The sequence below is a fragment of the Streptomyces sp. NPDC057002 genome, assembly GCF_042673825.1.
In the GTDB taxonomy this organism is placed as follows: Bacteria; Actinomycetota; Actinomycetes; order Streptomycetales; family Streptomycetaceae; genus Streptomyces.
This window is the reverse complement of sequence record NZ_JBHURZ010000012.1, coordinates 248,174-271,813: the sequence shown is the minus strand read 5'-3', so window position 1 is coordinate 271,813 and position 23,640 is coordinate 248,174. Positions and strand designations below refer to the sequence as shown.

The window sequence follows — 23,640 nt, the reverse complement described above, 5'->3', positions numbered from 1 at the left end:
GCTTGGGCCTGGCTTGGGCTGTCGGGGGGCCCGGCATCGGACGGCGGATGGCCACACCGGTTCGGCCACTGCCGGTGGCGCGTCCGCCGTAGGGAGCCTGCCGGGCCGCTCCTCGCGGGGCTCGGGCCGTCGGGGGCGGACGGCAGTTGCTGGGCGTATGCCGCCGGCTCCCAAACCCCAGCCGCCTGCCGCCGGCGGCCTGCTCTCAAGCCCCTGCCGCCGGCGGGCGAACTGTCACGCCGGTTCCGCCACCGCCGGGCTTGCGTCCGCCGTATCGACGTCGAGCGGCAGCTCCGCCGTCACCGCGAACCCGCCCCTCGCCCGCGGCCCCGCCGTCAGCACCCCACCCACCATCGCGAGCCGCTCCGTCAGCCCGGTCAGCCCCGTCCCGCCGAGCCCACCGGAACCCCAGGGCCCGCCCGAGGCTCCGAACTCGCCAGCGGCACAGGCCTTGCCCATACCGCCCGCGCCGCCCCCGCCTTCGGCACCCACCCCGCCCCCGGCCGTGGCGCCCGCCCCGTTCCTGCCTCCGGCGATCACCCCGGCCGCGCCCACGGCGCCCGCACCTGCCCCGCCCACGGCGCCCGCGCCCACGGCGCCCGTGCCGCCCCCGCCCACGACAACCACCCCCTTCCCGCCTTCGGCGACCACCCCGGCCCTGCCTTCGGCGACCACCCCCGCCTGCCCCACGGCAACCACCCCTGCCCCACCCACGGCAACCACCCCCACCCCGTCATCCGCCACAGTCACCCGCACCCGCTCCCCGTCCACCCCCGCCAGCGTGATCTCGCAACATTCCGCCGTGCTGTGCCGTACGACGTTCGTGACCGCCTCCCGTATCACCCAGCCCAGCAGGGCCTCGGTCTGCGGTCCGAGTGGGGGGCCGGTTCGGGTGACGGTGAGGGTGATGCCTGCCGCCGTCAGGGCCGAGTGCGCGCGGGTGAGTTCCGTGTCGAGGCTGCCCTGCCGGTAGCCGGTCACGGCCTCGCGGATCTCCGTGAGGGCCTGGCGGCCCACGGCCTCGATGTCCGTGATCTGGGCCAGCGCCGCGTCCAGGTCGCGGGCTGCCAGGCGTCTGGCCGCCTCGGACTTCACGACGATCACCGACATCGTGTGCCCGAGCAGATCGTGCAGATCGCGGGAGAAGCGGAGCCGTTCCTTCTCGACCGCACGGCGGGCCAGCTCCTCGCGGGCGGCGCGCAGCTCCCGTACCGCCTCGGAGAGGCGGATGATCGCGGCCGTCACCATCGCCGAGATCCACGTGGCGTACGCGATGTCGAGGCCGCCCCAACCGTCGTGGAAGCAGGACACCGCACCCGCCAGCACCGCCACGGCCGTACCGGCGGGCCGCAGATGCGACAGCCGCAGGGCCGCGCCCGTCGCGAGCCCGAGCAGGGGGAAGAACAGCAGCCAGCTGCCGCCGTAGCCGGCGCCGAGCGCGCAGGTCACGGCTGCCAGCACCGCGAGTGCCACCCGGGTGGAGAGAGCCTCGCGCTTCTCCCGGTCGAACGCCCGGAACGCCACGTAGATGTACAGCGAGTTGAACGTGAACAGGCCCAGCCCGCCGATCCAGGGGTCCGTCGTCCGGTCCTGGAAGAGGTTGGAGAACGCGCCCATCCCCATCAGCAGCCACGGCAGCAGCGTGAAACCGCTGGGCGGCGGGCCGGGGTTCTCGGGGAGCTCGCCCGACTTCCGGGCGGCCCGCCACTCGGCCTTGAGCCGTGTCTTGTTCGCCTTGTAGTACCGCCGGTGCTCCCCGGCCTGCCGTACGGCCGACCGTGTCGCCTCGACGTGGCACCTGACCTTGCCTGTCCAGGACATGTCCCCGCCTTCGATCGTGGTCACATCAGTGACGCTACGGATCCGGCGCGATGGGCGGCAGATGCGGTTGTACGGAGTTCGGCAGGACAAATGTCACCGGTGGCCTCCCTCCCGGAGCCCCGTATCTGACACGGCGTCAGGAGGCTTCACAAGTCTGGTGGCCTGGGCTATACAGAGGGCGCGGGACTGGAACGCGTTCCAGTTGAATTCGGGTCCGTTCCGGTTCGGTCCCAGACGGCCTCGGTGCGGCCGACGGTGCGGACGGCCGTGCCGAGGTCTCTTCCACGGCGATGCCGAGGTCTTCCTACGGCGATCAGGAGCCCCATGCCCATCGACGCAGCCAAGGCGCTCGCCGCCGAACCCCGGACCGGCGAGATCACCTGGGACCACAAGGACGTGCAGCTCTACCACCTCGGCATCGGCGCGGGCACCCCCGCCACCGACCCCGACGAGCTGCGCTACACCCTGGAGTCCCGGCTGCACGTCCTGCCGAGCTTCGCCACCGTCGCGGGCGGCGGAAAGCCCGGGGTGACCGGCGGGCTGTCCATGCCCGGCATCGAGGTCGACCTGGCCCGTGTCCTGCACGGCGGCCAGAGCCTCGTCATCCACCGGCCCCTCCCCGCGACGGGCACCGCCACCGCGACCAACCGGATCGCCGCCGTGTACGACAAGGGCAAGGCGGCCGTCCTGGTGCTGCGTACCGAAGTCGGCGACGCCGACGGCCCGTTGTGGACCAACGACGCCCAGATCTTCATCCGCGGCGAGGGCGGCTGGGGCGGCGACCGGGGCCCGTCCGCTCGGCTCGACCCGCCCGCCGGCGAGCCGGACCGGGTCGTCGAGCGGCAGGTCCGTGAGGACCAGGCCCTCCTCTACCGCCTCTCCGGCGACTGGAACCCCCTGCACGCAGACCCCGAGTTCGCCAAGGTCGCCGGGTTCGAGCGGCCCATCCTGCACGGGCTGTGCACCTACGGCATGACGCTCAAGGCGGTCGTCGACACGCTGCTCGGCGGGGACGTGACCCGGGTGCGCACCTACACCACCCGGTTCGCCGGGGTCGTGTACCCGGGGGAGACCCTGCGGATCCGCATGTGGCACACGCGCGAGTCCACCAGGGTCGCCGTCGGCGCGGCGGACCGGGACGACGCGCCCGTCCTCGCCGACACCATCGTCGAACACACCTGAGTCCAGAACGCCGTACGAGGGGAGCCGCACCATGCGCGCAGCCGTACTGCACGAGATCGGCCAGGACAAACTGGAGGTCCTCGACGACGTCGAGGCGGTGGGCTTCGGACCCGGCAAGGTGCGGATCAGGGTGCGCGCCACCGGGCTGTGCCACTCGGACCTGTCCGCGATGAGCGGGGTGCTGCCGCAGCCCGCGCCGTTCGTGCCCGGGCACGAAGGGGCGGGAGAGATCCTCGAAGTCGGCGAGGGCGTCGGCCACTTGAAGGCCGGTGACCGGGTCGTCGTGTGCTGGCTGCCCGCCTGCGGCGCCTGTCCCGCCTGCAAGCGCGGCCAGACCGAACTGTGCCTCGCCGGGTTCATGAACGCCGGCACGCCCAACTTCAAGCGCCCCGGCGGGGACGTCTTCGGTTTCGCCGGCACCGGCACCTTCACCGAGGAGGTCGTCGTCGACGCCGGCTGCGCGGTGCCGATACCCGACGATGTGCCCTTCGACATCGCCGCCCTCATCGGCTGCGGTGTGACGACCGGACTGGGCGCCGCGCTCAACACGGCGGACCTGGAGGCCGGTTCGTCGGTGGCGGTCATCGGGTGCGGGGGCGTCGGCATCTCGGTGATCCAGGGCGCCCGGCTGCGGGGAGCCGCCGAGATCGTCGCCGTCGACCCCATCGCCTCGCGCCGCGAGATCGCGCTCAAGTTCGGCGCCACCAGGGCCGTCTCCCCGGACGAACTGCCCGACGCCAAACAGCAGGTCACCGCAGGCGAGGGCTTCGACTACGTCTTCGAGGTCGTCGGCAAGTCGGCCACGGCGCGGACCGCGTACGACACCACCCGGCGTGGCGGCACCCTCGTCGTCGTGGGCGCGGGCGCGATGGACGACTTCCTCCAGCTCAACATGTTCGAGCTGTTCTTCGACGAGAAGCGCGTCCTGCCCTCCATGTACGGCGGCGGAGACGTCCTGCGCTCCTACGAACGCACCATCGCCCTGTGGCGCGCGGGCCGGGTCGACCTGGCGGGCCTGATCACCCACCGGGTTCCGTTCGCCGACGTCAACGAGGCCCTGGACCAGATGCGGACCGGGACCGCCCTGCGTACGTGCATCGAGATGTGAGGACGTCCACCATGCCGCTGCCTCTCCAGGGACTGTCCGCCGTCGTCACGGGCGCGGGCCGCGGGCTCGGCCGGGCCGAGGCGCTGGAACTCGCCCGGCTCGGCGCCGCCGTGGTCGTCAACGACTACGGGCAGCCGGGCCGCGACGGCAGCGGCGAGGCGTCCGCCGGGCCCGCCGAGGAGGTCGCCGCCGAGATCCGGGCGGCGGGCGGGGCCGCCCTCGCGCACACCGGTGACGTCTCCGACTTCCGGCAGGCGGGCGAGCTGGTCGAGTCGGCCGTCGCCGCGTTCGGCAGGCTCGACATCCTCGTCAACAACGCGGGCATCCTGCGCGACCGCATGGTGTTCTCGATGGCCGAGGAGGAGTGGGACGCCGTGCTCCGGGTGCATCTCAAGGGGCACTTCAACACCACCCGGTTCGCCGCCGCCCACTGGCGGGAGCGGTCCAAGCGGGCCGGGAAGCCGGTGTTCGGGCGCATCGTGAACACCTCCTCGGAGGCGTTCCTCGCCGGTTCCGCCGGGCAGCCCAACTACGCGGCGGCCAAGGGCGGCATCGTCGGCCTCACCACCTCCACGGCCCTCGCCCTCGGCAAGTACGGCGTGACGGCCAACGCGATCTGCCCCCGCGCCCGCACCCGGATGACCGAAGACGTCTTCGCGGGCGTCGAGCAGCCCTCCGGCAACGCCATCGACCCGCTCGCCCCCGAGCATGTCGCCCCGCTCGTCGGCTATCTGGCCTCACCCGCGGCCGCCCACGTGAACGGGCAGCTCCTCGTGGTGCACGGCGGGATGGTCGCCGTCGTCGAACGGCCGCGGGTCGCGGCCAAGTTCGACAGCAAGCAGGACACCTTCACGTACGACGAGCTGGAGGCCGTCCTCGGGCCATACTACGCGGACCGGCCGGCGGGGGAGACCTTCGCGGCGGCGGAGGTGCTGGGACTGAGACGCGGCTGAGGAACGCTGAACGGCCCCACTCCTCGTGCGAGGGGTGGGGCCGTTCGCCGTTCGGCCACTGACGGTCCGTCAGGCCGCTGTCTCGGTCTGCTCGCTCTCCGCCGCCGGTTTACGGTGGCGGCCGCGCGGAGCCGTCTCGCCGTCGTGCGCGGAGACCTCGCCACGGTGCCGGCCGTGGCCGGCGGAGGTCTCCTGGACGTCGTCAGCGTGCAGCTGGTTCGTGCTGGCGTCGCTCATCGGATGGAATTCACCCCGTCAACATGATCTTTTTTACAGCCGGGTGAGTGTATCCGGCACCTCGCACCCGGGATCCAGGCGGCCACGCCAACCGGCACTAGTTCGTTACAAGCCGTCCCAATGGCGCTTGCTGCAGCGGCACCGGGCGAGGGGCGGAGGGGGTCGGGGGTACCGGTTCCGCTCCCGGTTCCGCTCCCGGTCCCGGTCCCGGTTCAGGGGGATGCCCCGGTGCGGCGGTCGTGCCGGCTGTCCGCGCGCCCGTCTCCTGCCCTGATTCCCTGCCCGGTTCCGGCACCGCCGCCCCGGGCGGGCTCACCTGTGCGACTCCGCACGGCACGACCTCCGTCGCGTACGGCAGCCGCAGCACTCCCTCCGGCGTCCACAGGCCGGTGCCCGCCAACCACCCCTCGGGCGCCGGGAGATGGTGCACCCGCCGCTCGGCCGGCCGCCACACGCCGACCCAGCTGCCCGCCGGCCCGTCCACGCGCAGCGCCACCGCGCAGCTCTCCGGCGTCAGCACCTGCCCCGGCTGGATCGCGAACGGCGTGACCGCGCAGTCCCGCAGTCGCAGGCACTCAGGGAAGCGCACCGGCAGGGTGCTGCCCAGGACGCCCCAGCCCAGCCGGTCCTGGCCCGGCGACGGCGCGTCCGAACGGACGATCAGCAGCCCGCTGTCGTGGTCGGCGAGCAGCAGCCGGTCGTCGCTGTCGGCGGTGATCTGCAGCAGCGGGGACACCTGGCCGCCGCGCTCCAGATCCACCACGACGGCCTTGGTGCGGCCGCCGGTCTCCCGGTCCAGGGCCAGCAGCCGCCCCGCCGGGTCCAGCCAGACCCCGCCCGAGCAGCGGCCGGGCAGCTCGGCCAGCTGTTCCGGCCCGGAGGGGCCGCCGGCCACCCGCCACACCGCCGTCGAACGCCGGCCGACCGCCAGGGCGTACGCCCGCTCGCCGCCGGGGGCGGGCGGCAGCAGCCTCAGCCGGGCGGCCGCGTCCGGGCACTCGATCGCGCCCAGGGGCAGCTCGCCGGTGCCGGGCCCGGTCGGGTACAGCAGTGAGAACGCGTGCCGCCCGGCCACCAGACGGTGGATGAGGACCCGCCCGTCGGCCATCGGCTGTACCTCGGTGCCCGGCTCCTCCGGCTGATTGCGGGGCAGCGGCACCGCGTACGGCTCGGGGCCGTCCAGGGTCCAGCGCTCCGGGAACCAGGAGTCGCCGGCCGACGCCAGGCGTGCGGCGTAGGCACCGTCCGCGGAGAGGGCGCAGCCCGTCGGCTCCGCCCCTTCCCCGTCCTCGTGTCCCGCCGAAGGCTCGATCGCACAGGCAGTCATCGTTCGGTCACCTCCAGTGACGAACGTAGTTTTCGTCCCACACGTGGGGAATCCGGGCGCTCCGGCTTCACACATAAGGGTGTTCCAGGAACGATTCGCCTGAGGAAAAGGGGCATTTGTGCTCGGTGGGGCGACCGGCGGCCTACGGGGCCGGTGACGGTGGCAGTGACGGTGACCGCGACGGTGGCAGGGGCGGTGGCAAGGGCGGCGGCGGTGGCGGTTCAACGCCACAGATCAGACGGGTAGCCTTGCTCCCGTGCCCCGTCTGTCTGAAGTCATCGCCGCGCTCGAGAACCTGTGGCCCGCCGAGCGGGCCGAGTCCTGGGACGCGGTCGGCACCGTCGTGGGCGACCCGGACCAGGAGGTCACCCGGGTGCTGTTCGCCGTCGACCCCGTCCAGGAGATCGTCGACGAGGCGGTGAAGCTGGGCGCCGACCTGCTCGTCACCCACCACCCGCTCTATCTGCGCGGCACGACGACCGTCGCGGCGACCCACTTCAAGGGCCGCGCCGTCCACACCCTCATCAAGAACGACATCGCGCTGCACGTCGCCCACACCAACGCCGACACCGCCGACCCGGGTGTCTCCGACGCCCTCGCGGGCGCCCTGGACCTGCGCGTCACCGGACCGCTCGTCCCGGACCCCACCGACCCGGAGGGCCGCCGGGGTCTGGGCCGCGTCTGCGCGCTGGACCACCCGCTGACCGTCCGCGAGTTCGCCGCCCGCGCCGCCGAGCGGCTGCCCGCCACCGCGCAGGGCATCCGCGTCGCAGGCGACCCCGAGGCGGTGCTGCGCACGGTCGCCGTCAGCGGCGGCTCCGGCGACAGCCTCTTCGACCATGTGCGCGCGGCGGGCGTCGACGCCTTCCTCACCGCGGACCTGCGGCACCACCCGGCCGCCGAGTTCCTGGCGGATCGCGCCCACAGCCCCCTCGCGCTGCTCGACGCGGCGCACTGGGCCACCGAGTGGCCCTGGTGCGAGCTGGCCGCGAGCCAGCTCGACGAGATCTCCGACCGACACGGATGGGACCTGCGCGTCCACGTCTCGAAGACGGTCACCGACCCCTGGACCGCGCACGCGGCCTCCGCCACTTCCGAACCCCTGGGAGCCCCGAACTGAACGCCGAGCCCGCTGACCAGATCCGACTCCTCGACGTCCAGAACCTCGACGTCCGCCTCCAGCAGCTCGCGCACAAGCGGAAGTCGCTGCCCGAGCACGCCGAGATCGAGTCGCTCGCCAAGGACCACATCCAGCTGCGCGACCTGCTCGTGGCCGCGCAGACCGAGGAGAGCGACACCGCCCGCGAGCAGACCAAGGCCGAGCAGGACGTGGACCAGGTGCGCCAGCGCGCCACCCGCGACCAGCAGCGCCTGGACTCCGGCGCCGTCACCTCGCCCAAGGACCTGGAGAACCTCCAGCGCGAGATCGCCTCGCTGGCCAAGCGGCAGGGCGATCTGGAGGACGTCGTGCTGGAGGTCATGGAGCGCCGGGAGTCCGCGCAGGAACGGGCGGCCGAGCTGACCGAGCGGGTCTCCTCCGTCCAGTCGAAGATCGACGACGCGACCGCGCGCCGGGACGCGGCCTTCGAGCAGCTCGACGGCGAGGCCGCCACGGCGACCAAGGAGCGCGAGGTCGTCGCCGGGTCGGTGCCGGCCGATCTGCTCAAGCTCTACGACCGGCTGCGCGAGCAGCAGGGCGGCATCGGCGCGGCGAAGCTGTACGCGCGCAGCTGCCAGGGCTGCCGGCAGGAGCTGGCCCTCACGGAGATCGCCGAGATCCGCAAGGCGGCGCCCGACACGGTGATCCGCTGCGAGAACTGCGGGCGCATCCTGGTGCGCACGTCCGAGTCGGGTCTGTAAGGGCGACAGGGGCGGTGGCCGTGCGGGAGTTCATCGTCGAGGCCGACGGCGGGTCGCGGGGCAACCCGGGGCCCGCGGGCTACGGGGCCGTGGTGAGCGACGCGGCGACGGGGGAGACCCTGCGGGAGGCGGCCGAGTACATCGGCGTCGCCACGAACAACGTCGCCGAGTACCGCGGCCTCCTCGCCGGCCTGCGCGCCGCCCATGAACTGGACCCGGCCGCGACGGTCCACGTCCGGATGGACTCCAAGCTCGTCATCGAGCAGATGTCGGGCCGCTGGAAGATCAAGCACCCCGACATGAAGCCCCTGGCGGCGGAGGCGGCCCGGGTGTTCCCGCCGGGGCGGGTCACGTACGAGTGGATGCCGCGGGAGCAGAACAAGCACGCGGACCGGCTGGCCAACGAGGCGATGGACGCGGGGGCCAGGGGAGAACAGTGGTCGGAGTCGACGTCGACGGCTGAGCTGGACGCTTCGGCCGGGGCGGCTGCCCCCTCGGGGCCGCCCGGTGACGCGGCGGCGGGCGCGGCACGGGTGCGTGGAGCTCTGGCGGAGCGGCCGGCCGGCGAAGCCGCATCGACCGGAGCTGGTGCGCCCTCCGCGAAGGCGGATGCCGACGTCCGTGCCGCGAAGGGCGACGCCGGCCCGGCCGAGGCTGACGCCGACTCGCAGGGTGCTCGTGCCGGGATCGGCGCCGCCGCGCAGGATGCCCGAGCCGATGCCGATGCCGACGCCCGCTCGGCGAAGGCCGAAGCCGACACCCGCGCCGCCAAGGCCGTTGCCGCGCCGGGCTGGGCCCCCGCCGACATGGGTGCCCCCGCCACCTTCGTGCTCCTGCGCCACGGCGAGACCCCCCTCACCCCGCAGAAGCGCTTCTCCGGCAGCGGCGGCACCGACCCCTCCCTCTCCGACGCGGGCCGGGAACAGGCCGAGCGGGCCGCCGCGCTGCTGGCCAGGCGCGGCACCATCCAGGCCGTCGTCTCGTCGCCGCTCACCCGCACGCGGGAGACCGCCGGTATCGTCGCCGCCCGGCTCGGGCTCGACGTGAGTATCGACGACGGGCTGCGCGAGACCGACTTCGGCGCCTGGGAGGGACTCACCTTCGCCGAGGTGCGCGAGCGCCATCCCGACGACCTGAATGCCTGGCTGGCCTCCCCGGACGCCGAACCCACCGGCGGCGGCGAGAGCTTCGCGGCGACGGCCACCCGGCTCGCCGCCACGCGCGACAAGCTGGTCGCGGCGTACGCGGGCCGCACGGTGCTGCTCGTCACCCACGTGACCCCGATCAAGACGCTCGTCCGGCTCGCCCTCGGCGCCCCGCCGGAGTCCCTGTTCCGCATGGAGCTCTCGGCCGCGTCCCTGTCGGTCGTGGCGTACTACGCGGACGGCAACGCCAGCGTCCGCCTCCTCAACGACACGTCCCACCTGCGCTGAGCCCCGCCGCCGCACGGGCCAGCTCCTCGACCCGCCCCCAGTCGCGGGCCGCGACCGCGTCCTGCGGGAGCATCCAACTCCCGCCCACGCAGCCGACGTTGGGCAGCGCGAGGTAGTCCGGCGCGGAGGCCGGACCGATCCCGCCCGTCGGGCAGAAACGGGCCTGCGGCAGCGGCCCGGAGAGCGACTTCAGATACGCCGTACCGCCCGCGGCCTCGGCCGGGAAGAACTTCATCTCCCGCACCCCGCGCTCCAGCAGCGCCACGACCTCGGACGTGGTCGACACCCCCGGCAGGAACGGCACCCCGGACGCCCGCATCGCGTCCAGCAGCAGCTCCGTCCACCCGGGACTGACCAGGAACCGGGCGCCCGCGGCCACCGACTCCTCGACCTGCCCGGGACTGATCACCGTCCCGGCACCCACCACCGCCCCGGGCACCTGCCCGGCGATCTCCCGGATCGCCTCCAGCGCCGCCGGCGTCCGCAACGTCACCTCGATCGCGGGCAGCCCACCGGCCACCAGCGCCCGCGCCAGCGGTACGGCGTCGCTCGCGTCCTCGATGACGACGACAGGGATGACGGGCGCGAGGTCCAGCACGGAGGCGGGCAGGGGAGAGACCATGGCGGTATCCTGCCGCCGACTCAGCAGCATGCGCAAAGCTCATTGCGTATGCTGCAACAGACATCGTCCGGCGGTCAGTGAACCTCGTCCACCAGTACGTCCAGCGCCCACGCCTGCCCCGCCTTGCCCGGCGCCTCGGCCTCGACCACGTACCCGAGCTCCCGCAACACCGTGACCAGCTCGGCCGGGTTCTTCGGATCGGCCCCGGCGGTCAGCAGACCGCGCACGATCCGCCCCTTGGTCGCCTTGTTGAAGTGGCTGACCACCTTCCGCGTCGGCGCGTGCAGCACCCGTACCGACGCCGTCCGCCCGGCGATCTCGCCCTTCGGCTTCCAGGCGGCGGCGTACGCGGCGGACCGCAGATCCAGCACCAGCCCGCCCCCGGCCACCTCGGGAAGCACCGACGCCATCGCCGTACGCCAGTGCGCGCCCAGCGCCCCGAGCCCCGGCAGCCTCACCCCCATCGAGCACCGGTAGGACGGAATCCGGTCCGTCACCCGCACCGCACCCCACAACCCGGAGAACACGAGCAGCGAGCGCGCCGCCCGCCGCTTGGCGGCGGCGTCCAGGGTCGCCAGGCCGAGGGCGTCGTAGAGCACGCCGGTGTAGATCTCCCCGGCCGGCCGCGCTCCCGCCGTCCGCAGCTCCGCGTTCTTCGCGACCTCGCCCCGCAGCCCCTCGCTGAGCCCGAGCACCTCGCGCGCCTTGTCCTCGTCGCCGGCGCACAGCTCGACCAGCTCGGTGAGGACGGCCTCCCGGGCGTCGGCCAGCCCGGGCAGCGACAGCGACTCCGGCTTCAGCGGGGCACCGCGGCCGGAAGAGGCCTTGCCTTCGGACGGCGGCAGCAGGACAAGCACGCGTACTCCTTCGATCGAACTCCGCCGACAGCGTACGGGGGCCTGCGTCGACCTCAGACGCGCGCCCGGCCGAGGGCACGTACGAGGTCGTCAGCATCGTCGGCGTGGAAACGGACGACACGCACCGCCCGCCGGCGCCCGAAGAAGGTGAGATGGGTGACGGGCTCCGTCAGCTCGATCGTGACGGTCGTCTGGGCGCCCACCTCGACATTGAGCTCGCCGTCGGCCCGCTCGTGCGTCATCCGCAGCTCGCGCCGCACCGAGGCGATCAGCTCCAGCGGCACCCGCAGATCGACATGGACGTACCGCCGGATCCGCAGCTCACCGCCGGCCGGATCCAGTACGTGCGGACGTACGACCGACGAGGCGTGCAGCCCGACGACGAAGACAAGGCTGTACACGTCCACAAAGAGGAAGACGGCGTGCACGGTCGGCCAGTCCCGCAGCAGCACGGACATCGCCACGGTCTCGACGACACACACGAAGCCGAACCCGAACATCATCGCGCCCTGCCCGCGCGCATACCCGAACGCCTGACCACCACCCCCGGCCCCCTGCGTACGCCGCGCCACCCACAGCACAAGACTCACGAGCACGCGCACCTCGTGCCGGACCAGCAGCCGCGCGATCCTCATCGTCGCTCCTCGGTGAGGATGTGGAGCGTCCGGCGCATCGCCTCCGCCTGGGCCGGTGCCAGGTCGTCGTAGAAGGCGCGCAGCACACTGTCGTCGTGGTCGAGATCCCCGACCTCCGGGAACAGCCCCGGGGGAATGCAGTCGGCCAGGGCCCGGGCGGCCTCGGCGACACGGGGATCGTCCGGATCCGCCTCGGCGAGCGTGTCGAGCAGCGCGTACGCCTCATGGGCCCGCGCCACGGCCTCGGGATTCCCCAGGGCCTCACCCAACGACGACACGAGCTGCTCCCGTGCCTCGTCCGGCATGGCCGTCTCAAGGAAGGCCATGATCTCGCGGTCCTTGGCGGCCATGGGCGAGTCCGACAGCTGCGCCGACCCGGCGAACAGCGCGGCCAGCTCCGGCGACACCGGCCCTTCGACCGGCAACCCGCCCTCCGCCTCCAGCAGGATCCGCAGCCGCCCCCGCCGCTCCCGGATGGCCTCCTCCTGCCGCGCCAGATCCTCGTCCAGCTCGGTCAGCACCTCGACCAGGTCCTTCCCGGCCTCGTCCGCCAGCACGTCCCGCACCTCGGCGAGCCCGAGCCCCAGCTCGGTCAGCCGCCGGATCCGCGCCAGCACCACGGCGTGCCGCAGGCCGTACTCCCGATACCCGTTCGCCCGCCGCTCCGGCTCCGGCAGCAGCCCCAACTGGTGGTAATGCCGCACAGCCCGCGTGGTGACGCCGACGGCGACGGCGAGTTCTCCGATCCGCATGGCACCAGTGAAGACGTTGACGTTGCGGCAAGGTCAAGCGAACGGCTTGCCGCCTGTCGGAGGCATCGCCCATGTGCCACGATCGAGGGACGATTCCCGATCTCCCGGACAGGTGATCTTCCGATGTCCCAGTCTGACGGGCGACAGAAGGAGGGGCGTGACATGAATGCCATGGCCCATGAGCCGCTCTCGCAGGAAGAGGTTCTGCTGGAGGGCTTTCTCTCCCTGGACACCCCGGAGGGTTTCCGGGCGGAGCTGATCGAGGGGGAGATCGTTGTGACGCCGCCGCCGGACGGGGATCACGAGGACTACATCGGACTGATCGTGAACCAGGTGATCAGGCGTTCCCGGACCGACATGCAGTTCTCAGGGAACAAGGGACTGAGACTGCGCAGAGGAGGCACATGCCTGAAGGACCACGTGGTTCCGGACGGCACGTTCGCTCCTATGGAATTGCGCCTGTATCGGGGAGCCGACTCCTGGATGCCCTGCGACGGCGTCGCCATGGTGCTGGAGGTGACATCGACCAAGCCGAAGGCCGACCGCGAGGTCAAGCGCCGCTGCTACGCCCGCGCCGGCATCCCCTTCTACCTGCTTGTCGACCGGGACATCGCTCAGGTCACGGTGTTCAGCGAGCCGAAGGAGGACGACTACCGCGAGCACTGTGCCCGTCCCTTCGGCAAGCCGATCACCCTTCCGGAACCGTTCGCCTTCGAACTGGACACCGCGGATCTCCTCTGAGCCTCTATGGGCAGCGAGGGGGGAGGTGACCACAGACGTGCGGATCCGCGAACAAGCCAGCTGGACCAGGGCACGTCTGGGCCGCGCCGGCCCGCCCGTCGACCTCCTCACCGCCCACTTCGACCAGCACGTCTACGCGCCGCACGCACACACCGAGTTCACCATCGGCGTCACGGTCGGAGGCTCGGAGGTCATCGCCTACCGGGGCGGGCGGATCCACTCCTACCCCGGCTCGATCGTCGTCCTGGAGCCGGGCGAGATGCACACCGGCGGCCCGGCCGCCTCCGACGGATACGCCTACCGCGCCCTCTACGCCGATCCGGCCCTCCTTACCGATGGCACCCTCGGCGGTGGCCTCCCGCACTTCCGGGACGCCGTCCTCCACGACCCGGACCTGGCCACCGCCCTGCGCCGCGCCCATACGGACATCAGCACCTGCCCCGACCCGCTGGAGGCCGAGTCCCGGCTGCCCTGGCTGTTCACGGCCCTGTCCCGCCGCCACTCAACGGCCCGCGCGAGCGACGACACCCTGCCCGGCGCCGACCACATCGCCAGGTCCGTACGCGACCGCCTCGCCGACGAACTGCTGGCCCCTCCCTCCCTGGCCGCCCTCGCCACCGACCTCGGCCTCTCCCGCTACCAGCTCCTGCGCGCCTTCCGCACGACCATGGGCGTACCGCCGTACGCCTGGCTCGCCCAGCACCGGGTCGCCAGGGCCCGTGGACTCCTGGAAACCGGCCTGCGCCCCGCCGAGGTAGCCGGACTCGTCGGCTTCGCCGACCAGGCGCACCTCACCCGCTGGTTCCGCCGGGTCCTCGGGGTGACCCCGGCGGCGTACCGCAACAGCGTTCAAGACACGGCGGGGTGAGGCGGCCGAGACTCGCCGCATGACTGCACGCGGCTGGTTCCTGTTCTCCCTGATGGGAGTGGTCTGGGGCGTCCCCTACCTGATGATCAAGGTGGCGGTGGACGCGGTGTCCCCGTCCATGGTGGTGTTCACACGCTGCGCCCTCGGCGCCGCACTCCTGCTCCCCTTCGCGATACGCCAGGGCGGCCTGCCCCGCACGATCCGCACCCACTGGCGCCCGATGCTGGCCTTCGCGTGCATCGAGATCATCGGCCCCTGGTGGACCCTGACCGACGCGGAACGCCACCTCTCCAGCTCGACGGCGGGCCTGCTGATCGCCGGCGTCCCGATCGTGGGCGTGGCCCTGGCTCGCTTCTTCGGCGAGACGGAGAGGCTGGGGGCGAGGCGGATGACCGGACTCGGCCTGGGCCTGGCCGGCGTAGGGGTCCTCACGGTCCCGCACCTGACGGGCGGCGACGCGAAGTCGCTGGCCGAGGTACTGGTGACGGTGGTGGGCTACGCGACGGCGCCCCTGATAGCGGCCCGCCACCTGAAGAACGTCCCGACCCTCCAGCTCATCGCCCCCTGCCTGGCCCTGGCGGCGCTGGTCTACGCCCCGGCGGCGGCGCTGACCTGGCCATCGGCCATGCCTTCCGCCTCTGTCCTGGCGGCGCTGGCGGCCCTGGGCGTCATCTGCACGGCGATCGCCTTCGTGGCCTTCCTGGAGCTGATCAAGGAGGCGGGCCCGACCAGGGCGACGGTCTTCACGTACGTCAATCCGGCGGTCGCGGTGGCGGCGGGTGCGATCTTCCTGGACGAGCGGCTGACGGCGGGCATCGTGGCGGCGTTCACGCTGATCCTCGCGGGCTCGGTACTGGCGACGGCCGGACCCGGCAGGAGGAGCCTCTCCCGCCCGGTACCATGGTCGACACGGCAGACGAGCCGGGCGGACGGCCGCGTGGAGTCCCCCTGACGGGGAGCTTCCCGAGGAACGTCCGGGCTCCACAGGGCAGGGTGATGGCTAACGGCCACCCGGGGTGACCCGCGGGACAGTGCCACAGAAAACAGACCGCCCAGCGCTTCGGCACTGGGTAAGGGTGAAACGGTGGTGTAAGAGACCACCAGTGCCCAGGGTGACCTGGGCAGCTAGGTAAACCCCACCCGGAGCAAGGTCAAGAGGGGCCGCCTTTTCGGAGGTGTCCCTGCGCGGATGTTCGAGGGCTGCCCGCCCGAGTCCGCGGGTAGACCGCAGGAGGTCGGTGGTAACGCCGGCCCTAGATGGATGGCCGTCGCCGAGGGGTCCGCGAGGACCCCTCGGAACAGAACCCGGCGTACAGCCCGACTCGTCTGTCGCCTTTTGCGGCCCCTTACCGGCCGGACCTCACACGCGCTTCAGATCCTGGACGAGGCGCTCGAACACGCTCCAGGCACGGGGGTCGGTTCCGTCGCCCAGGGAGTAGTGGAGGGCGGGATCGCTTCCGGGACCGAGCCGCTCGGGCAGGGGGCCGCCAGGCGGGTGGGTGGCCCGGGCTTGACCGATGATTTCTGCCTCCCCGCCGCCGAGTGTGAACGCGACGGGAATGGGTGGTGCTTCGAACGACGGTGGAACCGTGAGGTCGCGCCGGGCGGCGCGCAGTGACATGAGCAGCGTGACGAGACGGTGCTGGGCGTCGAGTGCGGTCGCCAGTTCCTCGATGGTGTTCAGGGGCGGTGCCTCGGCTCGGCCGTAGCCGAGCGCGAGGGTGATGTCCTCCTCGACTCCCGCCGGTGTGCGCTGTACACGGACGGTGGCGAGGGCCGGGCGGTCGGGGTGTCCGACGGCGACGAGCCAGGTGGGCTGGGGCGCGCGGGCTCGGGCCAGGTCGGTCAACTGGCGGGTGGACCAGGGGAGGTTGACGGGTTCGGCGGTGCTCCAGCCCGCGGGCGGTGTGCCGGTGAGGTGCTGGAAGGCGGTTTCGAGGGCGCCGCCGAGGACGAGGTTCTCGTCGGCGGGGTGGCGGGTGCGCAGGGTGAGGATCAGCTGGCGGTCACCGGTGTCGGGGGTGGGGGTGAACGCCTCGGCGATCCGGGTCGCGCCTTGCTCGTCCTGTACTGGGGTGAAGGTGCCGTTCCTCCAGTGGAGTACGGCGCCGGACAGGCCGTCGTAGTAGCCGTGCTCAGGGTCTTGGACGACCCAGCGGTTGGGCAGGCCGCGCAGGGCTGTGCGGGTGGGGAGGGTGAGGCGTGCTGTGGGTGGGGTGACGATCTGCAGGGCGCGGTCAGTGCTGGTGGCGGTACGCAGGGCGTCGGACAGCCAGCTGGTCATGGCGATCAGAGGGCGGTCCTGGATGACCACGGCGGTGGTGTCGGTGAGGACGTCCACGGCAGGGGCGGTGGTGGCGGGAGCCGGGATGGCCGAGACGTCGGTGGTGAGGGGGACGACGTCGGTCGTGGCGGCCTCCGGTGGCCATACCGTCCCGCCCAGCACGGTGGCCAGACGTCCGGCGAAGGAACCCGCGAGTCGTCCGGCTTCGGCGACGGCGGTGGAGGCGCGGGCCTCGGTCCACCACAACGGTCCGTCCTCGACCGCGTGGTCCAGCAGGCGGGTGGTCTCGCCGGGGACCTGGACGAGGATGGGCGTCTCCACCGAGACCAGAGGACGGCCGTCGGGTGCGCAGAGCTGGACGACGGCGCCGTCGGCCGCGGTGTTTACGCCGAGGTCGGGCCCGCCGGCGTAGAGGCCCGCGAGCAGGGTGGGCAGGTCTGGCATCTTGGGGGTGAGGGCGATGACGTCCTTGGTCACGGGCTTTCTTCATCTGCGAGGGCGGTCTGGATGAGCTGGTGGGGGCGTCCGCGGCGGACGAGGGTGCCGCGGCCGGGTGGCTGTTGGGACGCGTACAGGCCGGGGAAGAGCTGGCCTTCGGTGCGGTCGCCGGTCATGACGAGTGCGGTGGCGCCGGTTTCGCGCAGGGTGGTAAAGAGGGGTTCGTAGAGTGCGCGGGAGGCGCCTGCGGTGCGGCGGGCGATGACGAAGTGCAGGCCGATGTCCTGTGCGGAGGAGACGTACGGCAGGAAGGGCGCCAGGGGCTGTTGGCCGGCCGTGGTGAGGATGTCGTAGTCGTCGACCAGGATGACGATGCGGGGCCCGGTGAAGGTGGGCTCGTCGGTCATCGGGGCATCGGGGTCCGCCGTATCCGGCAGGCGTTTCTCCAGCTCTGTGGCGATGCCGGTGGACAGTGCGCCCGCGAGCCTGGCGTTGTGGGCGTAGCCGCCGCGGTAGGGCTCGGGGACCACGCCGCGCAGACCGCGGCGGGGGTCGTAGACGCCGAAGACGAGTTCCTTGTCGCTGTGTCGCCGGACGAGCTGGGTAGCGATGAGCTTCAGCAGGTTCGTCTTGCCGCACTCGTTGTCGCCCAGGATCAGGAGATGCTGGTCGGCGCTGAACAGGTCCAGCAGGACCGGCGCCAGGGCCTCCTGGTCGACGCCCACGGGGGTCATCGCCGGTTCGGCTGCCGGTGTCGGCAGTTCGGCTGCGGACAGGCGGATGGGCAGGACCCGTACGGGTGGGGCGAGTTCGCCGTGCCAGGAGGCGCGGATGGTGCGGGCTGCGCGTTCGAGGGCGGGGCCCAGGTCGGCTGTCTTCGGCCGGTTGTCGATGCGGGGCAGCGCGACCTGCGCGAACAGCTTGCCGTCCGTCAGGACGCGGCCCGGGGCGTCCGGAGCGAGGGTCTCGGACAGCTTGCGGTCGATGGAGGAGTCGGCCGGGTCGTTCAGGCGCAGTTCGACGCGGGTGCCGAACATCGACTGGGTGGCGATGCGGACGTCGTTCCAGCGCAGCATGCCGGCGACGATGTGGATGCCGTAGCCTCCGCCGCGCTTGAGTAGGTCGGTCACCGCGTCGTCGAGGTCGGCGAACTCGTCGCGCAGCGCACCGAAGCCGTCGACGATCAGCACGATGTCGGTGGCGGCCAGCTCGGGCAGCCCTCCCTTGGACCGCAGGTGGCGCAGTTGGCCGATCGAGTCGATGCCGTGCTCGCGGAACAGTTCCTCGCGTCGCGCCAGCATGCCGCGCACTTCCGCGGCCGTGCGGGCGGTCCGTTCGTGGTCGGCGCGGGAGGCGATGCCGCCGACATGCGGGAGCCCGGCGAGGGCGGACAGCCCGCCGCCCGCCAGGTCGAGGCCGTACACGGCGACGTCGTAGGGGGAGTGGGTGAGGGCCAGGGAGAGGGCGAGGGTGCGCAGCAGGGTGGTCTTGCCGGACTGCGGGCCGCCGATGACGGCTGCGTGCCCGCCGGCGACGGTCAGGTCCAGCAGCCATGGCCGCTGCCACTGGCGGGCCGGGTCGTCCAGGACGCCGAGCGGGACGCTCATCGGGCCGCTCGTGCGGGCGAGGCGCACACCGTCCGGGCTGGCGTGGAGAGGGCCTGCGGCCGTGTCGAGGGTGGTGGCGTCGGGCAGCGGGGGCAGCCAGACGCGGCGTACCGGCGGTGCCGCCGCGGCGAGTTGGGCGACCATGACGGACAGGACGGTCAGGCCGGTTTCCCGCTGGGTGGTGACGGGCTCCTCCACCGCCTCGGTCTCTTGAGGAGTGTTGTACGCCGGGTAGGGCCGGGCGAGTGGCTCGTCGTCGTGTCGGTCGTGCCGGGCCGGTCCGCGGTAGGGCCCCGAGACGTATCCGGCCTTGAAGCGCTCGTAGGTGGAGGTGTCGACCTTGAGGTAGCCGAAGCCCGGCAACGGCGGGAGGTGGAAGGCGTCGGTGGTGTCGAGGACGGTGCGAGACTCGTCGGCGGAGAACGTGCGCAGGCCCAGCCGGTAGGAGAGGTATGTGTCCAGGCCTTTGAGCTTGCCGCCCTCGATGCGCTGGCTGGACAGCAGCAGATGGACGCCGATGGAGCGGCCGATGCGGCCGATGGACAGGAACAGGTCGATGAAGTCCGGTTTGGCGGTGATGAGTTCGCCGAACTCGTCGATGACGACGAACAGATGGGGGAGGGGCTCCAGGTCGGCGCGGGTCGTGGCGCGCAGGGTGGCGTAGTGGCCGATGTCGGCGATGTTCCCGGCGTCCTTGAGGACCTGCTGGCGGCGTTTGACCTCGCCCGCCAGGCTGGAGTGGACGCGTTCGACGAGACCGGCCTGGTTCTCCAGGTTGGTGATCACGCCGGCGACGTGGGGAAGTTCGGCGAAGGGGGCGAAGGTCGCGCCGCCCTTGTAGTCGACCAGGACGAGGGCCAGATCTTCCGGGGAGTGGGTGGCGGCGAGGGCGAGGACGAGGGTGCGCAGAAGCTCGCTCTTGCCGGAGCCGGTGGCGCCCACGCACAGTCCGTGCGGGCCCATGCCGAGCTGTGAGGACTCCTTCAGGTCCAGCAGCACCGGCTCGTGGCGGTCGGTGAGGCCGATGGGGACGCGCAGGAAGTCCCTCCCCCCGCCGGGGGGCGCCCACAGGCGGCTCAGGTCGAGGGCGGCCGGGTCGTCGATGCCCAGCAGCGCGGGGAAGTCGACCGGGCCGGACACGGGCGTGCCCTCGGCCGCCGACTCGGCCGACAGGCGCAGTGGGGCGAGCATGCGGGCGACGCCCTCGGCTCCGGCGGTGGTCACGGCGTCGACCGTGCCGTGAGCGGAGGGAGCGTTCGGGGCGCGCAGGTCGTCCATGACGATCCGGTCGCCGTCGACGGTGATGCGCACGCTGACCTGATCGGGCTCGTGCACCTGCCGCTGAAGCAGGTGCAGCACGGTGACACCCATGTCCTGCAGTCCGATCGCCGAGTCGGGGCGCGGGAGTTCGGTGGCGACGTCGCCGTAGGAGTCGCTGATCACGAGTATGCGGGAGGTCAGGCGCAGCGCGTCCTTGGTCCTGCCGGACAGTCCGCGGCGTACCTCGGCCGAGTAGGCGGCGCGCTGCCGAAGGTCGGGGCCGCACAGCCGGGCCAGTTCCGCGAGATCGGGGGCGATACGACGGGCGGGGACGGGGCCGTCGTACGTCTGTGGATCCAGGATGTGGGGCAGCCACTTCGCCCAGGCCCACTCGGGCTCGTCGCCGGTGCCGAGGGCGAAGGCGACGTCGTCCGGCGCGTGCGTCACGGCGGTCTGCAGCAGCAGCGCGCGGGCGACGCGGAGGACGTCCTCCCGGCCGCCGATGACGCTGACGTTCCCGGCCCGGTCCAGTGGCACGGTGAGCGGGAAGTCCGTGGCGGTGGCGAAGCGGCCCTGTAGGGCGCGGGCCTCGTTGAGCATGAAGGGGTCCGGCGGGGTGAGGACGCCGCCGGTGGTGTTCTGCGCGATGGCCGGCTGGCGCGTCGGAACGTCGCCGGTGCCCAGGCGAGGGTGCAGAAAGTCGGCGTCCCGACGGCGGCGCTCCCACAGCCGGGCCGGCTCCCTGACGAGGTCGTACAGGGCCTCGGGCGGCGGGTTCAGCTCGCGCTCCGCCTGCCGCCGTTCCCGCTCGGCGGTGCCCAGTTCCTCGCGCAGTTCCTCCAGATACTCCAGATAGCGCTCACGCTGCACGCGCCGGGTGCGCTGCGCCTTGCCGCGCTGGGACAGAAACAGCGCCACCGCTCCGAGCAGGGCGACGACCAGCACGATCGCACCGATCGCGGCGAACTGGCTGTTGCGGATGACCGTCATCAGCACGATGGAGCTGACGACACCGGCCATGGGCAGCAGCGCGGTGGCGGCGTTACCGACCTTGCCCTCCGGGAGGTTCGGAGGCGCTTCGACGGTGCGGGGTTCGCCGGGATCGAGGGGGCGGGTGCTGCGGGCCGGCCGGTGGATCACCTGCTGGGTCATCGCACCCTCACCGCCCGCCGCATCACTTCGGCCGCCAGGCGGACGGCCGCGTCCCGGGTACTCCGACCCAGCATGGCGGTGTGGATGGGGCCTCCTTGGGCGAGATGACGGTCGTAGGGAAGCAGGACGACGGGCACGCCGGGCTCGCGCAGGTGCGCGACGGCCGCCCTCGGGTCGAGGGTGGTGTCGGGGGCGTTCGCACTGAGGGCGACCACGGTGGTGGCGAGCGCGGAGTGCGGCAACTGGCCCAGCCAGTCTAGGACTTGGCGGGTGCCGTGAATGCCTTCGGCGGTCATCGGGGCGACGACGACTCGCGCGTGGGCGGTGTCCATGGACGTGCGTGCCACCTCGCCGGGCAGCGTCTCGCAGTCCACCACCGTCACCGCGAAGTACCGGCGCAGGGCCAGCGTCACCGTACGGTAGGTGCGCATGTCCATGGGGGCGCCGACCCGCCCCTGACTCGCGGGCAGCAGCCAGCCACCGTCGGCCACCGGCACCAGGTAGCCCGTGATGTCCGTGAGCTGCATCGAAGGCGTCAGGATCCGGGCGAGGTCGGCGCAACACCAGCGCACGGTGTCCGCGCCCATCCGCACCGGGAGGGTGCCCAGGGCCGCGTCGGCCTCAAGGGCGAGCACCGGGTCGTGCCGGTAGTGGTTGAAGGTACGGCCGAGCAGCGCGGCGACCGTGGACTTGCCGACGCCGCCGCGGATCGAGGTGACGGCGATGACCCGTCCGGTGGTGACCGGTTGCTGCACCTCCTGGGCGAAACGGGTCTGTTCGGCGACCTCCTGGCCGGCGGAGGCGGTGAGGCGGCGCAAGGACGTCCCGGCGCGGCGTGCGGCCGAGTCGCCGTGGTGAGGACTGCCCAGGGCGAGGGCGAGGCGCGGATCGACCGTGGGGAGGGACTCGGGGACCGGGGCGGGGACACGGGGGTCCCGCGTCCGGTGAGGAACCGGCGCCGGGGGTGGCGTGGGGTCGGGCGGTTCGGGGGCAGACTGGATTCCCGACGGCTCGGCTGCGGCCGGGGCAACCGGGTCCGCCTGGCCGTCGGTGAGCTCGCGCAGCACGTCGTGCTGCCAGTCCCCTCCCTCTGTCATGCCGGTCACCCCGCCCTACGCGAAAGTGTCGAGCAGCCGCCCGTACACCCCGAACACGCCGATCACCAAGGGGAACAGGGCGATCACGGCCACGGACTCCAGCAGGTCACCGGCCCGCCGCAGCCGCACCCGCACATGCTCGGCCGGCTCCACGGCCAGCACCACCAGCGGGACGACGGCGAGGAGGCCGAGCACGGCGACGGGACCCACGGCTGCTGTGTGCTCCGACCACACCACGACGAGCCGCACGGCGACGACGGCCGCCGCGACGAGCAGCACCACGATCTCGGCGGTGAGCGGAAAGGCACGCGCCCGCAGCGCGAGCACCACCATCACGACGACGCCGAGCGACACCGTCCACACTGACACCGTGCGCAGCACGAGGACGCCGGCCGCACCCGCGGAGACGGCGAGAGCGACCGTCGCCAGCACCAGCCCACGGTGGGTGGCCGCGAGCGCCGTACCCACCTGGTACCGGCTCACCGACACCCCGCCAGTGCGCCGGTCGTCCAGCCCGGTCAGCCCCGACGCCATCAGCGCGAGCCGCGGCAGCATCCCGAGCACGACGACGGACACGACGGCGAGCAACGCACCCGCCCGGGCCTGCTGGGCGGCGGTCTCTGCCCCGCCCTGAAGCCCGAGGGCCGTTTCCCATACCACCAGGCAGCCGGCGACAGCCCCGGCGCCGATCAGCGCCCCCCGCCCCGACGGCGTGAGCCATCCGGCGAGCAACAGCGCGAGCGTCACGGCGCCCGCGACAGCCGCCAGGCGCACCGCGCCGTCCCAGCCGTAGGCGTCGGCGCAGGTCCAGGCGCCCAGGACGGCCAGGGCGGCGGCCGTGACGATCAGGGTGGCGGCGAGTGCGTTCCGCCGGGCGCGCCCGAGGAGGGCACCGGCTACGGCACATCCCACGGCGACGGCGAGAAGCCCCGCGCCGACCGCGGACAAGGTGAATTGGTCCCGGGCCAGAAGCCCGGCGGTCAAGGCCCAGAGGACGGTCGCACCCCCGGCGACAACGCGCCGCGCCGCAGGCCGCCACCGCCAGACCCGCAGGCCGAGATCGTCGGCGACTTCGTCGGTGACGTCATGGACGACAGGCGCGGAAGGGGCATCCTCCACCCGTACGAGCCGCAACACGGCACCGTCGGCCACACCGGCCGACTCCAGGGTGCTGTCGTGCGCGAGCGCGGATCCGTCAGGAGTGACCAGATACCGCAACTCGGGCCGGGCCCCCACACGGTCGTCCAACAGCCGCATGACCTCCGGCAGCAGAACCCCGACGGACTCCCGCGACGGCAGTACGAGGTCGACCCGACGCCGCTCACCGACCAGGGTGACCCGGCTCAGCGCCGTGCGGCCGCCGGGAGCCGAACGACTTAAGGACCCCGTGGAATTCACGCGTTCGA

General features: G+C 72.6%; 19 protein-coding genes, 1 other RNA gene and 1 pseudogene. 10 read left to right on the top strand and 11 right to left on the bottom strand.

What is annotated here, in order from left to right; translation table 11 throughout:
- Positions 1-234: 234 nt before the first annotated feature.
- Positions 235-1,821, bottom strand: a complete 1,587-nt coding sequence (locus ACFT32_RS41685) for a histidine kinase (RefSeq protein WP_382499649.1) — start codon at positions 1,819-1,821, stop codon at positions 235-237.
- Between the two features lie 324 nt (positions 1,822-2,145).
- Between ACFT32_RS41685 and ACFT32_RS41680 the strand changes: the two genes are divergently transcribed.
- Genes ACFT32_RS41680 through ACFT32_RS41670 form a run of 3 tightly spaced genes read left to right on the top strand, consistent with a single transcriptional unit; the run spans position 2,146 to position 5,064 of the window.
- Positions 2,146-3,003, top strand: coding sequence for a MaoC/PaaZ C-terminal domain-containing protein (locus ACFT32_RS41680; protein WP_382499590.1), 858 nt, complete (start codon positions 2,146-2,148; stop codon positions 3,001-3,003).
- 31 nt (positions 3,004-3,034) lie between these two features.
- On the top strand, positions 3,035-4,111 hold the full coding sequence (locus ACFT32_RS41675; RefSeq protein ID WP_382499589.1) for a Zn-dependent alcohol dehydrogenase: 1,077 nt from the start codon (positions 3,035-3,037) through the stop codon (positions 4,109-4,111).
- An 11-nt stretch (positions 4,112-4,122) separates the two neighbouring features.
- Complete coding sequence (locus ACFT32_RS41670; RefSeq protein ID WP_382499586.1) at positions 4,123-5,064, top strand: 3-oxoacyl-ACP reductase; 942 nt, start codon at positions 4,123-4,125, stop codon at positions 5,062-5,064.
- Between the two features lie 69 nt (positions 5,065-5,133).
- On the opposite strand, the gene ACFT32_RS41665 is transcribed toward ACFT32_RS41670, so the two are convergent.
- Both ACFT32_RS41665 and ACFT32_RS41660 read right to left on the bottom strand, forming a co-directional pair.
- Complete coding sequence (locus ACFT32_RS41665; protein ID WP_382499584.1) at positions 5,134-5,301, bottom strand: hypothetical protein; 168 nt, start codon at positions 5,299-5,301, stop codon at positions 5,134-5,136.
- Between the two features lie 97 nt (positions 5,302-5,398).
- On the bottom strand, positions 5,399-6,628 hold the full coding sequence (locus ACFT32_RS41660) for a hypothetical protein (RefSeq protein ID WP_382499583.1): 1,230 nt from the start codon (positions 6,626-6,628) through the stop codon (positions 5,399-5,401).
- 256 nt (positions 6,629-6,884) lie between these two features.
- On the opposite strand from ACFT32_RS41660, the gene ACFT32_RS41655 reads away from it, so the two are divergent.
- The 3 genes from ACFT32_RS41655 to ACFT32_RS41645 are packed head-to-tail and all read left to right on the top strand — an operon-like array spanning position 6,885 to position 9,921.
- The gene (locus ACFT32_RS41655; RefSeq protein ID WP_382499581.1) at positions 6,885-7,748 is read left to right on the top strand and encodes a Nif3-like dinuclear metal center hexameric protein; all 864 of its coding nucleotides are present in this window, start codon (positions 6,885-6,887) and stop codon (positions 7,746-7,748) included.
- The gene (locus ACFT32_RS41650) at positions 7,745-8,488 is read left to right on the top strand and encodes a zinc ribbon domain-containing protein (RefSeq protein WP_382499648.1); all 744 of its coding nucleotides are present in this window, start codon (positions 7,745-7,747) and stop codon (positions 8,486-8,488) included. The genes ACFT32_RS41655 and ACFT32_RS41650 overlap by 4 nt, the downstream gene beginning before the upstream one ends.
- Before the next feature lie 20 nt (positions 8,489-8,508).
- Positions 8,509-9,921, top strand: coding sequence for a bifunctional RNase H/acid phosphatase (locus ACFT32_RS41645; protein ID WP_382499579.1), 1,413 nt, complete (start codon positions 8,509-8,511; stop codon positions 9,919-9,921).
- Here the strand turns inward: ACFT32_RS41645 and ACFT32_RS41640 are convergent.
- From ACFT32_RS41640 to ACFT32_RS41625, 4 genes are all read right to left on the bottom strand, one after another.
- Complete coding sequence (locus ACFT32_RS41640) at positions 9,896-10,543, bottom strand: bifunctional 4-hydroxy-2-oxoglutarate aldolase/2-dehydro-3-deoxy-phosphogluconate aldolase (RefSeq protein WP_382499577.1); 648 nt, start codon at positions 10,541-10,543, stop codon at positions 9,896-9,898. The two genes, ACFT32_RS41645 and ACFT32_RS41640, sit on opposite strands and share 26 nt — an antisense overlap.
- A gap of 74 nt (positions 10,544-10,617) precedes the next feature.
- On the bottom strand, positions 10,618-11,400 hold the full coding sequence (gene yaaA, locus ACFT32_RS41635; protein WP_382499575.1) for a peroxide stress protein YaaA: 783 nt from the start codon (positions 11,398-11,400) through the stop codon (positions 10,618-10,620).
- Between the two features lie 53 nt (positions 11,401-11,453).
- Complete coding sequence (locus tag ACFT32_RS41630) at positions 11,454-12,035, bottom strand: hypothetical protein (RefSeq protein WP_382499573.1); 582 nt, start codon at positions 12,033-12,035, stop codon at positions 11,454-11,456.
- Positions 12,032-12,787 carry a MerR family transcriptional regulator gene (locus tag ACFT32_RS41625; protein WP_382499571.1) on the bottom strand — a complete coding sequence of 252 codons (756 nt, stop codon included), beginning with the start codon at positions 12,785-12,787 and terminating at the stop codon, positions 12,032-12,034. Before ACFT32_RS41625 ends, ACFT32_RS41630 begins: the two co-directional genes overlap by 4 nt.
- Positions 12,788-12,949: 162 nt before the next feature.
- Between ACFT32_RS41625 and ACFT32_RS41620 the strand changes: the two genes are divergently transcribed.
- The 4 genes and pseudogenes from ACFT32_RS41620 (at position 12,950) to rnpB (ending at position 15,725) form a co-directional block, all read left to right on the top strand.
- Positions 12,950-13,528, top strand: a complete 579-nt coding sequence (locus ACFT32_RS41620) for a Uma2 family endonuclease (RefSeq protein WP_382499568.1) — start codon at positions 12,950-12,952, stop codon at positions 13,526-13,528.
- Between the two features lie 25 nt (positions 13,529-13,553).
- Complete coding sequence (locus ACFT32_RS41615; RefSeq protein ID WP_382499566.1) at positions 13,554-14,396, top strand: AraC family transcriptional regulator; 843 nt, start codon at positions 13,554-13,556, stop codon at positions 14,394-14,396.
- Between the two features lie 19 nt (positions 14,397-14,415).
- A pseudogene (locus ACFT32_RS41610) lies at positions 14,416-15,195 on the top strand (DMT family transporter); the annotation flags it as partial.
- A gap of 118 nt (positions 15,196-15,313) precedes the next feature.
- An RNA gene (gene rnpB, locus ACFT32_RS41605) (RNase P RNA component class A) lies at positions 15,314-15,725 on the top strand.
- 31 nt (positions 15,726-15,756) lie between these two features.
- On the opposite strand, the gene ACFT32_RS41600 is transcribed toward rnpB, so the two are convergent.
- Genes ACFT32_RS41600 through eccD form a run of 4 tightly spaced genes read right to left on the bottom strand, consistent with a single transcriptional unit; the run spans position 15,757 to position 23,581 of the window.
- On the bottom strand, positions 15,757-17,157 hold the full coding sequence (locus tag ACFT32_RS41600; protein ID WP_382499564.1) for a DUF6177 family protein: 1,401 nt from the start codon (positions 17,155-17,157) through the stop codon (positions 15,757-15,759).
- The gene (eccCa, locus tag ACFT32_RS41595) at positions 17,154-21,137 is read right to left on the bottom strand and encodes a type VII secretion protein EccCa (protein WP_382499561.1); all 3,984 of its coding nucleotides are present in this window, start codon (positions 21,135-21,137) and stop codon (positions 17,154-17,156) included. The genes ACFT32_RS41600 and eccCa overlap by 4 nt, the downstream gene beginning before the upstream one ends.
- Positions 21,134-22,234, bottom strand: a complete 1,101-nt coding sequence (locus tag ACFT32_RS41590; RefSeq protein WP_382499559.1) for a hypothetical protein — start codon at positions 22,232-22,234, stop codon at positions 21,134-21,136. The genes eccCa and ACFT32_RS41590 overlap by 4 nt, the downstream gene beginning before the upstream one ends.
- Before the next feature lie 15 nt (positions 22,235-22,249).
- Entirely contained in the window at positions 22,250-23,581 is a 1,332-nt protein-coding gene (gene eccD / locus ACFT32_RS41585) for a type VII secretion integral membrane protein EccD (protein WP_382499646.1), read from the bottom strand.
- Between the last annotated feature and the right edge of the window lie 59 nt (positions 23,582-23,640).

What these genes read in the sequence shown, in the direction of transcription:
- ACFT32_RS41685 (WP_382499649.1), bottom strand. Translation starts at nt 1,821, where the DNA reads ATGTCCTGGACAGGCAAGGTCAGGTGCCACGTCGAGGCGACACGGTCG.
- ACFT32_RS41680 (WP_382499590.1), top strand. Translation starts at nt 2,146, where the DNA reads ATGCCCATCGACGCAGCCAAGGCGCTCGCCGCCGAACCCCGGACCGGC.
- ACFT32_RS41675 (WP_382499589.1), top strand. Translation starts at nt 3,035, where the DNA reads ATGCGCGCAGCCGTACTGCACGAGATCGGCCAGGACAAACTGGAGGTC.
- ACFT32_RS41670 (WP_382499586.1), top strand. Translation starts at nt 4,123, where the DNA reads ATGCCGCTGCCTCTCCAGGGACTGTCCGCCGTCGTCACGGGCGCGGGC.
- ACFT32_RS41665 (WP_382499584.1), bottom strand. Translation starts at nt 5,301, where the DNA reads ATGAGCGACGCCAGCACGAACCAGCTGCACGCTGACGACGTCCAGGAG.
- ACFT32_RS41660 (WP_382499583.1), bottom strand. Translation starts at nt 6,628, where the DNA reads ATGACTGCCTGTGCGATCGAGCCTTCGGCGGGACACGAGGACGGGGAA.
- ACFT32_RS41640 (WP_382499577.1), bottom strand. Translation starts at nt 10,543, where the DNA reads ATGGTCTCTCCCCTGCCCGCCTCCGTGCTGGACCTCGCGCCCGTCATC.
- ACFT32_RS41630 (WP_382499573.1), bottom strand. Translation starts at nt 12,035, where the DNA reads ATGAGGATCGCGCGGCTGCTGGTCCGGCACGAGGTGCGCGTGCTCGTG.
- ACFT32_RS41625 (WP_382499571.1), bottom strand. Translation starts at nt 12,787, where the DNA reads ATGCGGATCGGAGAACTCGCCGTCGCCGTCGGCGTCACCACGCGGGCT.
- ACFT32_RS41620 (WP_382499568.1), top strand. Translation starts at nt 12,950, where the DNA reads ATGAATGCCATGGCCCATGAGCCGCTCTCGCAGGAAGAGGTTCTGCTG.
- eccCa (WP_382499561.1), bottom strand. Translation starts at nt 21,137, where the DNA reads ATGACCCAGCAGGTGATCCACCGGCCGGCCCGCAGCACCCGCCCCCTC.
- ACFT32_RS41590 (WP_382499559.1), bottom strand. Translation starts at nt 22,234, where the DNA reads ATGACAGAGGGAGGGGACTGGCAGCACGACGTGCTGCGCGAGCTCACC.